Raw genomic sequence first — 13,918 nt, forward strand, 5'->3', positions numbered from 1 at the left:
AATGATTAAACCCAAGCAGAAACTTGCTCTAATCTCAATTATCAGCATTTGGGTGTTAAGTGCCTTGCTTCTTGTTGTGGCAACGGATGCTTACGCTCAAACCCGTCCGCAAAGTACCAATTTATATTCCCAGGTGCAACTTTTCAGTGAGGTCTTATATAAGCTGAAACAATATTATGTAACCGACTTGGATGACGAAGAACTTATTAAAGCTGCCATTGACGGTATGCTTGGTTCTACAGACCCTCACACAACCTATTTTACTCCCGAGAAATTTAAGGAATTTACAACTACCACTAAAGGTTCCTTCGGAGGTTTGGGAATTCAAATAGATAAAATCGGCGAATATATTACCGTCGTTTCTCCAATTGAAGGAACTCCTGCCTATAGAATGGGGATTACTGCCGGGGATAGAATTATCAAAGTTGACGGTGTCTCGGTAGTTGGTTTTTCTACGGATGAGGCAATTAAAAGAATGCGGGGGGATGTAGGAACTAAAGTTAAAATAACTATCAGCCGTCCCGGTTTACCTGAACCCATAGATTTTGAAATTACCCGCGAGACCATAAAAATAAAGAGTGTGCCCTATAGTTTCAAACTGGATAATGGCGTTGGCTACATTCGTATCACTCAATTTAATGAAAATACTGTAACCGAGTTGAGGGCTGCTTTGGATAACCTGGAAAACCAAAATGTAAAGGGTTTGATTATAGACCTGCGTTGGAATCCCGGAGGACTTTTAGACCAGGCAGTAGATACCGTTAATGAATTTATCGGAAAAGACCGTTTGGTAGTGGAAACCAAAGGTAGAACGGAAAACAAGCAACTTTATACCAGATATAATGTTAAAGAGCGAAACTATCCTATTGTCGTTCTTGTTAATGAAGCATCGGCATCCGCCTCAGAAATTTTTGCCGGCAGCTTGCAGGATTGGGATAAGGGCTTAGTGATGGGCAAAAATACTTTCGGGAAAGGAAGTGTGCAACAGCTTATTCCTCTTTCCAACGGCAACGGAATTAAAATTACTACTGCCTATTATTACATCAAAAGCGGACGCTGCATACATAAAATGAGTAATGATAACTTGCTTAAAGGCAAAGAAGTGAGCGAAGAAGACCTGAAAAAAGAAACCGAAAACAACCTCCAACAGGTCTATTATACTGCCAAAAATCGTAAGGTTTACGGAGGGGGAGGAATTCAACCCGATATTACAGTGGAGAGCGATTTCCTGACCCTTTTCGGAGTTGAATTACGCCGTAAGAATGTCTTCTTCAATTTCGCCGTGGACTATTTGGTGCAACACAATCACCAGTTTGATGCCCATACCCAAATTGACAGTAAAATTATGAACGATTTTCTGGCTTATGTATCTAAAAACGACATTAAATATACCCAGGCAGATGTGGATAGCGCCAATAGCTTTATCCGGAATTCTATCAAAAGTGAACTTGTTCGTAAAGTGCAAGGTGACGAAGAAGCATATAAAATAACCATTTCTCAGGATAAACAGTTGATGGAAGCAATTTCTCTGTTTGACCGTTTTAAAACCTTGGAACAGATGTTTGCCTATGCCGCTTCCTTGAATGAAAAAAAAGGAAAATAGGATTTAGCAGGTTAGCTCCTTAGGGCAACATCGGAAAGTTGACCTCCTGGTCAACCTCTTCGTTTGCATGAACGAACGAGGATGGCGTTAGCTCCTCGGGAAATTACCGAGGCAAACAGCTTGTTTTGACTTACAATTTTGCCAATGCCATCGCTGAAACCACAACCCGCAAATTGGCAAACACTGGCAACTGCGCTATTATTGGTTTCCTCATTGCAAAATTGTGAGTTAAAACAAGAATTCTGTACACTGGCAACTGCGCTTTACCAACCCCTCTATTTTTGTGCTCACCGAAAGAAGATATTTTTTTTCATTTGCAGGGTTGAGTTGGAATTGTTCAGCAATGGTGGCTTCGGAGTTGAATTATTGTTTTAACTCTAAACCGAGCTTTAGCTTTGACAGTATTGGCCAAAAGATAAATTTCCTGTAAACTCTGCATCTTGTTGCAACTACAGAAGAATCGGTTTAAAGTCAAAACAATATCCCTAAGCAATCCCGAAATTTTCTCCATAAACCTCCGATATGACTCCCGTATCGTTCTCGTATCGCGATATGGGAACGATACGGGAATCTCATCTGCCACATAACGCAAAAAAGCAGGAACTGATAAACAAGTATTTTGGGGATGGAAAACGAACAATGTTTTTGTTTTGACTCACAATTTTTCAGATTTCAAACCAGCTAAAAAGTGGTTGTAAGTGAAGAAAATTGTGGGTTGTGGTTTCATTGAAGGCAGGTGAAAATTGTAAGTTAAAACAAAAATTTAAGAAAAAAAATGCCGTTTCTCCCCAAAAGAAACGGCAAAATTTATGAAATAGACAGCGCTCGGCTATTCTATTTGCGTTTATGACGGTTCTTGCGAAGGCGTTTCTTCCTTTTGTGGGTTGCGATTTTATGGCGTTTTCTCTTTTTCCCGCATGGCATAATTGCAGCTCTTATTACTTTGTCTTAACGCTAATTACAGCGTTTTTAAATTCGCGGGAAAATTTGAAGGTAGGAACGGTTCTGGCAGGAACAGGAACTTTTTGGTCTGTTTTGGGGTTACGACCTACGCGTGGTTTACGGGTTTTTAGTTTAAAGGTTCCAAAACCACGAATTTCAATATGATTTCCCTTAGCCATACTATCTTTAATGGCATAAAAAAGGGCATCAACAACAACAGCGACATCTTTACGGATAATTCCGGTGTTTTCCGAAATGATTTTTACTAAATCGGCTTTTGTCATTTTTTTTCTCCTTGAAATTAGTTTTTCACTATTTTGCTGTAATTCAGCAATAAGGTATTCATAGATAAAACCTTAGGATTTATGTCAAGGGAAAAATCTTGCGGGGCTGCCCGGTGCTTTCAGAAATCCTTTTACAATAATGCATACAGGTTAATTTGCGGAAATAAATTTGCAGGCAGGCAGTCCTTTTGAAACAGCAATTTCATTTTAAGAAAAGCTTATGCCCTATAAAAACGGACTAAACTTTATTCCGAAAAAACAAGGAAAATCCTGGGGCAAAGAAAACCAATATTTCTTTTTCCTGCCTCACAGGAATGGCGCGGGACTATCATCTGAGAAAGGAAATAATTTCTCTTCCGCCAGGGTGTAAATAGAATTAATAATAGAAATGCATTTTGCGGATGATAAGGGATAAGACCTTAGAAAATATCATCTTGACATAGAATTAGTAGTGCTAATATCAGGACAAATAAAGGGGATTTATTAGTATTGCTAAATTTATGCTTGACATATTTAGTGCTGCTTATATATGTGCTTTTGGAAATTGTAATCCCAGTAATTTCTAATATCGCAAAAGAGGTGAAAAATGCAGTCCGTAGTTCCGAATCATATTCCTGAGGTCTATACCTTCCGTTGTGAACACAATAGAGTTTTTCTCAGCCATCAGGGCAGAGAACATACTCTTTTCTTCAGTAAGGGTTTGAAGTATATTTTTGCTTTGCTGGAAAATCCGGAGCTTAATTTTTCTTACAACAGCATAGAATTGGCAGGAGGGAGTTCGCAAAGTGCCTACAATCAATTTAAAACATTGGAAGAGGTGCAAATCCAGCAGTTAAAAGTGCAGGAAAATTTCCTTCCAATTCCGAAGACAGATATGCAAACTATTAAAGAAGTGAAAGAGGAATTGCTATCCCTGATTGAAGAATTGGCGGAACTGGAGGAAAATTGTGATTATGCGCGTGCTGATGAAATTAGAGACCGTAAGGACAAACTTAGTTCTTATCTGTATGAGGTTTATCATAAGGATAATCATATCCGGAATTTTAATGATGAAGCCAAGAAGACCAAAAGAAGAATAGTTCGGGCTATCAATCGTGCTTTGGAAGAAATTGCCTCTGTGGAGCCGGAACTGGCAACGGATTTAGGAAAATCAATTAAATTCGGGACTATGATTTGCTGTCATTGGGAAAAGGAAATTGAGATAAACGGTAACTGGCAGTAGAGTAATTGCCTAAGGACTTCTGAGGTTACAAAGATGATTTTGCAGTGTTGCGGAAACACTCTATTTTATTCAGATTTTAGCTGTTGCAGGAATAGCCGGGGGATTTTCCTTAAAAAAAAAGATGCTTTCTTGATGGTTCAGTATTTTTCTTTTTTACACCTCCCCTTTTGCTTCTTCACCTTTTCATTTGTTTTATCCTTCGTTTGCGTTATATTTATTTATAGCGTCTGTGATGGTAGCACAAGAATATGAAGTAAAGGAGATAGAGATGGAATCCTTCAGCTTTTATAATCCTACGCGGATTGACTTTGGTGTAGGTTCAATCAGGAAATTGGGTATGGATATGCAGAAAGCAGGAATTAAGAAATGCTTAATGATTGCCGGGGGTGGCTCTATTAAGAAAAACGGGATATATACCCAGGTTTGTGAAACCTTGGAAAAAGCGGAAATTTGTAAAGTTGAGGGTTGGGGAATTCAGGCAAATCCCACTTTGGAAAAAGTGATGGAACTGTGTGAACTTGCCCGAAAGGAACAAGTGGAAGCAGTTTTGGCTGTTGGCGGTGGAAGTGTTATAGATACAGCAAAAACAGTTGCTGCCGGAATTTATTTAAAAGATATCTGGAGTGCTTTTGAGGGCAGAGAGAAAATCCATAAAGCCCTTCCTGTATATACTGTTCTCACGCTTTCTGCTACGGGTAGTGAAATGAATGGCAATGCAGTTATTACAAATACTGAAACAATGCAGAAATGGGGTATTTATTCTCCGCTGATTTATCCTCGTTTAAGTATTATAGACCCGTCCGTGCAATCCAGTTTACCTTTCAAACAAACAGCCAATGGAGCAATGGATGCTATGGCTCATATTTTGGAGTTTTATTTTGCCGATGACCGCGCTATTGCTACTTTGGCTATTGATGATGCTTTACTGAAAACTATTGTGGAAATGACTGACCGCCTGCAAAATAATTCCGGTGATTTACTGGCAAGAGGAAATTTGGCTTGGTGCGCTACAATGGCTTTAAACGGAATTTCCGGAATTGGATTAAAAGGAGGCGACTGGGCTTGCCATGATATAGAACATAGTTTTTCTGCCTTGCATCCCGAAATAGCTCATGGTGAGGGCTTGGGGGTTATTTTTCCTGCCTGGATTGAATATATGAGCGAAAAAGACCCTACCCGCTTTCTGCGTTGGGCGAAAAATGTTTGGAATGAGGAAAATGTTTCCCGGGCTTTGCATAGATTTAGAGATAAACTGGAAAGCTGGGGTATGGCAAAATCCTTGCGGGATTTGGGTATTAAAGAAAATGAACTGCCCAAGATTGTTAATATGATTATGACTACACCCCGCATTGGAATGGTTAGCAGATTTACGGCAGTGGAAGTGGAATCTTTGCTGATGCTGGCGTTTTGACAGGTGAAAGGTGAACGGTGAACGGTGAACAGTGAAAAGTGAAGGGTGAACGGTGAACAGTGAAAAGTGATACCAAGGAATTAAATAGAGAGTTAAACTAAAATCATAAAATCTAATCTGCGAAATCTGCGTAATCTGCGAGAGATAAATCTGCGCAATCTGCGGGAAATGAATCTGCGGGAAATCTAATCTGTGAAATCTGTGTAATCTGTGAGAGGTTAATCTTAAAAATGCTTTTTTATTTGACACAATCCCCCCACTGAATTTAAAAGGTAAAAAAAGGAAAAAACGATATCAACTTACGGCTTAGAGAATAAGCTGTCGGTTTACCCCAAGAAGGTAACGAAATGTTAGAGAAAATACTGAAGAAAATATTTGGCGATAAGAATAGTCAAGACCTGAAGCGCTACGAGCCCATGGTAAGCGAAATAAATGAAATATATTCCGGTTTGGAACAGTATGAAGATGAACAACTTATTGCCCGGGTGCAGGAAATTAAACAGGAAATTGCAGATAAGCTTAAACCGCTGAATAATGAACTCTCCGAACTGCAAAAAAACTATCGGGAAACCAGAGAAGATAGCGAACGCAACCGGTTGGATAACATCATAGACAGTAAAAAGAAAGAACTGAAACAGCTCACTAAAAGCACTACGGATGATTATCTTCCAGAGGTTTTTGCCATCGTTAAAGACACCTGCAGACGCATATCAGGTAAGGAATTTGAAGTGCGCGGTCATTTAGTAGAATGGAATATGGTGCCTTTTGATGTGCAATTGATTGGCGGGATGGCTTTGCACGATGGCAAAATTGCTGAAATGGCAACTGGAGAAGGCAAAACCCTCGTTGCTACAATGCCCTTGTTTTTAAATGCTTTAGTGGGACGCGGAGCACATCTGGTTACGGTTAATGATTATCTGGCAAGTCGGGATGCCGAATGGATGAGCCCGATTTTTAATTTTCACGGATTAACCGTTGGCTGCATTACCACCGGAATGGATTTTGAGGCACGCAAAGAAGCATATAATTGTGACATAACTTACGGAATGAATAGTGAATTCGGGTTTGATTATTTACGGGATAATATGGCAACTTCTCCCCAGCAGCTTGTTCAGCGTGATTTCTATTTTGCTATTGTGGATGAAGTGGATAGCATTTTAATTGATGAAGCAAGAACACCTCTTATAATTAGTGGTCCCATAGCTCAGGATACAAATTTCTATCGGGAATTGCGTCCGGCAATAGCTCAGCTCGTTCAACTACAGAATTCTTTGGTGCAAAGATATTTAAGCGAAATCAGAGAAGACCTGGATGAAAATAATTCCCGTCCCAATAATGACCGTTTAGCTCGCAACCTGCTTTTAGTGAAAAGAGCTGCTCCCCGGAATAAGGCATTCATCAAATTGATGCAGGAAGGTGAACTGAAAAAAATAGTCAATGACATTGAAGGTATCTACCTGCGAGATAAAAAGCTGCCCGAACTGGACGAAAATCTTTTCTTTGTAGTAGAAGAACGCCATAATAGCGTTGACCTCTGTGAAAAAGGACGCGAAGTTCTCTCCAAAAAAGATAAAGACCTCTTCATCGTGCAATCTCTGGATGAAATGTTAGCGGAAATAGATAACAATCCGGAGCTCTCGGAACAGGAAAAGCAAAAAGAAAAATCGTTGCAGACCAACCGCTTTATGGATAAAAGCGAAAAGCTGCATAATATCAATCAGTTACTCCGTGCCTTTACCCTCTTTGAAAATGACCAGGAATATGTGGTAATAGATAACAAAGTGGTGATTGTGGATGAATTTACCGGACGCCAAATGCCGGGACGCCGTTTTTCAGATGGCTTGCATCAGGCACTGGAAGCAAAAGAAAATGTGGAAATTGAAGCCGGCACGCAAACTTTTGCCACGATTACTTTACAGAACTATTTCAGGATGTATGATAAACTTGCCGGGATGACCGGAACCGCAGTTACGGAAGAAGCTGAATTTATGGAAATATACAGTTTACCGGTTATGGTGATTCCTACAAATGTTTCCGTTACCCGCATTGACCACGATGATCTGATATACTTAGGTAAAAATGATAAATATCAGGCAATCATCAATGAGATTATTTACTGGCACGAAAGACAAAAACCCGTTCTGGTGGGAACAGTTAGTGTAGAAGTGTCGGAAGTTCTTTCCCGTTTACTAAAGCGGAAAGGAATAGCTCATAATGTTCTAAATGCCCGTCAACATCAACGCGAAGCAGAAATAATTACCGAAGCCGGACAACCCGGAGCTGTAACTATAGCTACCAATATGGCAGGTCGGGGAACCGATATTAAGCTTGGTAAAGGCGTTGTGGAAGGTTCTTACGAAAGCTATTTGAATTTGCCTAAAACATTAACCGAAGAATATCCTTACGGCTTACCTTTGGATGGACTTCATGTAATTGGCAGTGAAAGACATGAAAGCAGAAGAATTGATAGACAGCTGCGCGGAAGAGCAGGCCGTCAGGGTGACCCTGGAACTTCCCGTTTTTATCTTTCTCTGGAAGATGATTTAATGCGCCTTTTCGGTTCGGATAGAATAGCTCCGATGATGGTTAAAATGGGCTTAAAAGCGGGAGATGTAATTCGCCATCCCTGGATGACCAAAGCCGTGGAAAAAGCACAAAAGAGAGTGGAAGAGCATAACTTTGAAATCCGCAGAGAACTGTTGAAATATGACGAAGTGATGAATCAGCAACGCGAAGTGATTTATGCCTATCGTCGCAGTGTGCTGAAGGGCTATGACCTGAAGAACGAAATTCTGGAAATGATTGCTGAAACTATATCCAATCTTGTGGATGAAGTTATTACTCCTCACAGCTATCCTGAGGACTGGAATTTGGAACATATCTGCGAATGGTTTCAGCGGAGCTTGAATTTGGGATTACACCTTGAGGATATTGCCAGTGACCATCTGAACAGAGACCTTCTGCTGAACACTTTGCTGGAATATGCTCTTTCTGCTTATGAGAATAAAGAAAAACAGCTTGGGACGGAACAGCTGCGAGATATTGAACGGCGCGTTCTTCTGGAAGTTGTTGATGATGAATGGCGAGACCATTTACACGAGATGGACCTGCTGAAGGATGGTGTATATTTACGAGCTTATGCCAATAAAGACCCCTTAATTGAGTATAAAAAAGAGAGCTTTGAACTTTTTCAGGGTTTAATAGCCCGCATTCAAGAAAATGTTACCCGTAAGGTATTTACTACTTATGTTCTTTCCCAGGAACAAATAAACGACCTGCTGAAAAATGCCAATCTGTCTCATCAGGATATAAACGCTTTTCTACATTCACAGCAGGAACAACAGATGGTGCAAAATATGAGCGCACCTCCTAAATATAATAATCCTGGGGGAGAAGTGGAAAAAGTGAGACCCGTAAAAGTAGCTCCCAAAGTAGGAAGAAATGATCCCTGCCCTTGTGGAAGCGGGAAAAAGTATAAAAAATGCTGCGGAATAAATGAAGAAATATAGAGGGCAGAGGGCAGAGGGCAGAGGGCTGAGGGCAGAGAGCTGAGGGCTGAGGGCAGAGAGCTGAGAGCTGAGAGCTGAGGGCATCCGGAAGGTTGACATCCTTGTCAACCAATATAAAAGATAGAGCTTAAGTAAAAGTTGGAGATAAAGAAATAGCGCAGTTGAAAGTGGAACGATGAGGATATTGTTCTTCCTGTAGTTTCGCTTGCCTGCTAACCTGTTAACCGAAAAAGGAAAGATATGAGTAAAGGACTAATAATAGTAGAATCCCCTGCCAAGGCAGGAACGATAACTAAATTTCTGAAGAACCAATTCAATGTGAAGGCATCAATGGGGCACATTCGTGATTTGCCTAAACACGAAATGGGTGTGAATGTTCAGCAGGGTTTCAAACCCGTTTATGTAATAGATAAAAAGAAAAGCAAAGTGATTTCAGAACTTAAAGAGGCGGCTTTATCTGCCGATAGCATTTATCTGGCAAGTGATAATGATCGGGAAGGAGAAGCCATTGCCTGGCACCTTTCCGAAGCCCTGAAAAAGGAACTGAATAATAAACCCGTTTATCGGATTGTGTTTAACGAAATCACTTCTAAGGCTATAAACGAGGCAATGAAAAACCCCGGACAAATTGATATGGCAAAAGTGGAAGCTCAACAGGCAAGAAGAATTTTAGACCGCCTGGTGGGTTATGAAGTAAGCCCCTTGCTTTGGAAAGTGATTACTAAAGAGCTTTCCGCAGGCAGAGTGCAATCCGTTGCTTTGCGTTTGATTTGTGAACGCGAAGCAGAAATTAAAGCATTTATCCCTAAAGAATACTGGAAAATTGAAGCGGACTTCTGGAAGGGTAATTTGCCTCCCTTCAAAGCGGTATTGGAAAAAATTGAAGGTAAAAAAATAGAAATCCCGGATGAAAAAAACGCCATAGAAATTGTAGAAAATATCCAGAATGCAGAGGCAAAATTAAGTGAAATAAAACGCAGCAATCGTAATGTGGAACCCCTTCCTCCTTTTATAACCAGTACTTTGCAACAGGAAGCAAGTAAGCTGCTTGGTTTTCAGGCACACAGAACAATGAGCATTGCCCAGGTTCTTTATGAAGGAATAGATTTAGGCGGAGAAAGCACAGGTCTGATTACTTATATGCGAACCGATTCTACCCGCATGGCAGAAGAAGCAATTGCCAAAGCCCAAGACCTGATCAAAGAGCGTTTCGGAGAACCAGCTTTGAACCCCAAAGTGCGTGTTTTCAAAAATAAACAGAGTGCTCAGGATGCGCATGAGGCAATTCGTCCTACCGATCCTTTCCGAACACCGGAAAGCGTAGCTCAATATTTAACCAAAGAACAGCTAAAACTATACACTCTTATCTGGCAGCGATTTATTGCTACCCAAATGATAGGTGTTAAATTACTTTCTACGAGTGTAAAAATTAATGCCGGGAAAGCGGAATTTGTGTCTTCGGGGGCGCAAATTGTGGAAGAAGGTTTCCTGAAAGCATATCCTTACATCAATATTCCTTTGGGCGAGAAGATTCATCCCGATTATGCCAAAGAGGATGTTCTGGAACATAGTGCTCTGGAAAAATCACAGCATTTTACTACTCCACCGGCAAGATTTACTGAGGCATCTTTAATTAAAGAACTGGAAGCAAAAGGAATTGGGCGTCCATCTACTTATGCTGCTATAATTGAAACCCTGAGAAAGCGTAAATATGTTTCTATGGAGAAAAGGGCATTTTTGCCTACGCAATTGGGAAATGATGTAAATCGCTTTTTGGTGGATAAGTTTGATTGTCTTTTCAATGTTAAGTTCACAGCTGAAATGGAAACTAAACTGGACGAAGTAGAATACAACAAAATTTCCTGGAAGGAAGTAGTGCAGGAATATTACGATCAGCTTATTACCTTAATCGGTCAAGTGGATGTAAAAAAAGAGAAAAATAACTTTGTGCAGGATACCGGAATTGTTTGTGATGTTTGCCAACAGGGAACAATGTTAATCAGACATAGCAAGGGGGGAGATTTTCTTTCCTGCAGCCGTTTTCCTCAATGCAAAAATACCAAGAGTTTTACTCGTGATGAAGATGGTAACATTCAAATAGTAATTCCTGCAACCTTAGCTGAGACCTGTCCTCAATGTGGAGCTCAATTAATTCTTAGAAACGGTAAATTTGGAGAATTTATTGCCTGTTCCAATTATCCCAAATGCAAGTATTCCCGTCCCAAAACCTTAGGAGTAAAATGTCCCGAATGTGGCATAGGGGAATTGACAGAGCACAAATCCAAAAAAGGGCGTCCATTTTATTCCTGTAATCGCTATCCGGACTGTAAATTTATTATGAACGATAAGCCCCTTCCGATAACCTGTCCCCAATGCGGAAATCCTTATATTGTTGAAAAATACACAAAAGAGAAAGGGAAAATTAAAATCTGCCCCAAATGTAAAACCGAAATGGAATAGGTAATGAACATTAAAGATGGTGTCAAAAGCGCATTTCAAAGCATTTTCAGCCATAAACTGAGGTCTTTGTTAACTCTTACAGGAATTGTTATTGGTGTGCTTGCCGTGGTAACAATGTTTTCCAGTGTGTATGCTATTAAAACTCTAATCAAAAATAATATGGAAGGTATGGGCTGGGATAATTCCATAGTTATTTTCCCGAGCGTAGGCAATATTGATTTGGAAACAGGAAAAAACCGCAGCAATATTAGACGCCCGAAACAGAGTGTTCCCTTTTTGAATTACGAAGATTATCTGGCTCTGAAAGAAAACCTGAAGTATAAATGTATTTACGGAACAATCTCTAAACAGAGCTTATACCGGGTTGGCAATAAAGTAAATAGTATCATTCTGCGCGCTACGGAGGTGGAGTTCTTCCAAAATAATACTTATCCTATTGGCAAGGGACGCTATTTCAATGCTTACGAAGAGGAAAATAATATCCCGGTTGCTGTTTTGGGTTATTATTTTGCGGAAGAATACTTTAAGGATAAAGACCCGATTGGTCAAGTTCTGGCTTTGGGTTCGCATCGTTTTACTGTTGTAGGGGTTTTGGCTTCCGATATTTTGAATACCGGTAATGGAATGAATTTTAACCCCTGGGAAAGAGAAAAGGACTTAAAAGCTGTTTATGTTCCCTTAAAATATGGGGCTACTTATTTAGAACGGAATAGAATTATCCACCAGATTTACTTGCAATCATATTCCACCGATGACTATGCCAAGTTAAAAAACGATGCCAGGCAAATACTGCTTTCCAGGCATAATATGTATCCCAATTTTCAATTTATGGATATTGGCGATATGATCCTGAAAATCACTGCGGAAATTAATAAAGTTATGGATAAATGGAATGTAACCCTTATTGCCATTGCTTCCATTTCGTTAATTGTAGGTGGAATAGGACTTTTCAGCACATTGCTGATCAGCATTCAGGAAAGAATGACCGAAATTGGCATCCGTAAAAGCATTGGAGCAACGGAACAGGACATTTTTTTCTATTTTATTTTTGAAGCACTGGCTCTGGCTTTTATAGGAGCTGTTTTAGGTGTAATTCTTGCCTGGCTATTGATTGTTTTGATCGCTAAAGCTATACATTTTCCCCTGTATCTTCCTGTTCAGGGAGTTGCTGTAGGAATCGGTTTTTCGCTTTTAATTGGTTTTCTTTCCGGAATTTATCCCGCATGGAAGGCAACCGGAATTGATCCTATTCAGGCAATTTACTATCGCCAATAAGAAATCGGAAGAACGGCATCCTTGTTGTTCCTTTGCAAAAAAGGAGAAACCGGAAGAACGGCATTTTTGTTGTTCCACTTACAACCCGGCTATTTCTTTAAAGTAAATTATTCGGTAACGAATGAAAGTATATGGTGTGGTTGACCAGGAGGTCAACCTTCCGAATTGGTTGACCAGGAGGTCAACCCTCCGGAACCGGAAGAACGACATCCTTGTCGTTCCACTTACAACCCGGCTATTTCTTTAAAGTAAATTATTCGGTAACGAAATAGATAATAATGTGTGGTTGACCAGGAGGTCAACCCTCCGAATTGGTTGACCGGGAGGTCAACCTTCCGAATTGGTTGACCGGGAGGTCAACCCTCCGGAACCGGAAGAACGGCATTTTTGTCGTTCCCCCACAAAAAGAAAAAAGGAGAAAGCCCCAATGAAAAAACCCGATAAATTAACCGAGTTCCTGGCAAAAAAACGCCTGCTCATCACTCGTATCCTGTGTCTTGCTGTGGCAGTGGAATTTATCATCAATTACCAAGAGCGTATTCAGCATCTTTTATCCAATCCTGCAGGTATCATTATCAGCATTATTTTAATTGCATTAGGTTCTTTTATCAGGTCCTGGTCTGCCGGAATTATTCAAAAGAGCAATCGTCTGGTGCAGGAAGGACCCTATTCCATAAATCGTAATCCGTTATACACCGGCAGCTCGCTTATGTTAATTGGGGCTGTTTTATATCTTAATGATATTTGGGCTTGGATAGTAGCAGTCCTGTTAATTCTTGTTATTTTCCCTTTTACCATCAGCAGAGAGGAAAACTCCCTGCGGAATAAATTTCCTGAACAGTGGATTGACTACGCTAAAACGACAGGAAGATACTTCCCTAAAAAGATTTCCTGGCAAAAGCTGAAATACAAATGGTCTTTTCAGTTATGGATAAAAAACAGGGAATATCAAACCTTTTCCCTTTCTGTCCTGCTCATAGTTATTATTATCATAGTATGGGTAGTTTAAAATGTTCAGAGTCCGTAATGGGACATAGCAAAACGATAGCAGTATAAATTCCTCGTCAATTGCCAACTCCGTTTTTTCTGACTTGGGCGGTAAAAATAGCAGAAACGAGCCAAAACAGGAATAGGTAATAAAGCATTTTCTTGGTAAGCCATATTTTCCCTTAGTTCGTAAACTTATAATCATAACCATACATTATTAACATA

8 protein-coding genes are annotated in these 13,918 nt (G+C 40.1%); 7 read left to right on the plus strand and 1 reads right to left on the minus strand.

Features of this window, described 5'->3' with window-relative positions; all coding sequences use genetic code 11:
• Position 1: 1 nt before the first annotated feature.
• The gene (locus PLE33_00710; protein ID HPS59768.1) at positions 2 to 1,603 is read left to right on the plus strand and encodes a S41 family peptidase; all 1,602 of its coding nucleotides are present in this window, start codon (positions 2 to 4) and stop codon (positions 1,601 to 1,603) included.
• Positions 1,604 to 2,541: 938 nt separating this feature from the next.
• Here the strand turns inward: PLE33_00710 and PLE33_00715 are convergent.
• Positions 2,542 to 2,847, minus strand: coding sequence for an HU family DNA-binding protein (locus PLE33_00715; protein ID HPS59769.1), 306 nt, complete (start codon positions 2,845 to 2,847; stop codon positions 2,542 to 2,544).
• A gap of 568 nt (positions 2,848 to 3,415) precedes the next feature.
• On the opposite strand from PLE33_00715, the gene PLE33_00720 reads away from it, so the two are divergent.
• The 6 genes from PLE33_00720 (at position 3,416) to PLE33_00745 (ending at position 13,715) form a co-directional block, all read left to right on the plus strand.
• Positions 3,416 to 4,051: a hypothetical protein gene (locus PLE33_00720; protein ID HPS59770.1), complete on the plus strand. Its 636-nt coding sequence runs from the start codon at positions 3,416 to 3,418 to the stop codon at positions 4,049 to 4,051.
• Between the two features lie 268 nt (positions 4,052 to 4,319).
• On the plus strand, positions 4,320 to 5,462 hold the full coding sequence (locus PLE33_00725) for an iron-containing alcohol dehydrogenase (GenBank protein ID HPS59771.1): 1,143 nt from the start codon (positions 4,320 to 4,322) through the stop codon (positions 5,460 to 5,462).
• 347 nt (positions 5,463 to 5,809) lie between these two features.
• Positions 5,810 to 8,971: a preprotein translocase subunit SecA gene (gene secA / locus PLE33_00730; protein ID HPS59772.1), complete on the plus strand. Its 3,162-nt coding sequence runs from the start codon at positions 5,810 to 5,812 to the stop codon at positions 8,969 to 8,971.
• A gap of 240 nt (positions 8,972 to 9,211) precedes the next feature.
• On the plus strand, positions 9,212 to 11,431 hold the full coding sequence (topA, locus tag PLE33_00735) for a type I DNA topoisomerase (GenBank protein ID HPS59773.1): 2,220 nt from the start codon (positions 9,212 to 9,214) through the stop codon (positions 11,429 to 11,431).
• A gap of 3 nt (positions 11,432 to 11,434) precedes the next feature.
• Complete coding sequence (locus PLE33_00740) at positions 11,435 to 12,706, plus strand: ABC transporter permease (protein HPS59774.1); 1,272 nt, start codon at positions 11,435 to 11,437, stop codon at positions 12,704 to 12,706.
• A 427-nt stretch (positions 12,707 to 13,133) separates the two neighbouring features.
• Complete coding sequence (locus PLE33_00745; protein ID HPS59775.1) at positions 13,134 to 13,715, plus strand: isoprenylcysteine carboxylmethyltransferase family protein; 582 nt, start codon at positions 13,134 to 13,136, stop codon at positions 13,713 to 13,715.
• The last annotated feature ends 203 nt before the right edge of the window (positions 13,716 to 13,918 follow it).

It is taken from the genome of Candidatus Cloacimonas sp. (assembly GCA_035403355.1).
Classification (GTDB): domain Bacteria; phylum Cloacimonadota; class Cloacimonadia; order Cloacimonadales; family Cloacimonadaceae; genus Cloacimonas.

Coding starts and splice junctions, on each gene's coding strand:
- PLE33_00725 (HPS59771.1), top strand. CDS start 4,320: ATGGAATCCTTCAGCTTTTATAATCCTACGCGGATTGACTTTGGTGTA.
- topA (HPS59773.1), top strand. CDS start 9,212: ATGAGTAAAGGACTAATAATAGTAGAATCCCCTGCCAAGGCAGGAACG.
- PLE33_00740 (HPS59774.1), top strand. CDS start 11,435: ATGAACATTAAAGATGGTGTCAAAAGCGCATTTCAAAGCATTTTCAGC.
- PLE33_00720 (HPS59770.1), top strand. CDS start 3,416: ATGCAGTCCGTAGTTCCGAATCATATTCCTGAGGTCTATACCTTCCGT.
- PLE33_00745 (HPS59775.1), top strand. CDS start 13,134: ATGAAAAAACCCGATAAATTAACCGAGTTCCTGGCAAAAAAACGCCTG.
- PLE33_00710 (HPS59768.1), top strand. CDS start 2: ATGATTAAACCCAAGCAGAAACTTGCTCTAATCTCAATTATCAGCATT.
- secA (HPS59772.1), top strand. CDS start 5,810: ATGTTAGAGAAAATACTGAAGAAAATATTTGGCGATAAGAATAGTCAA.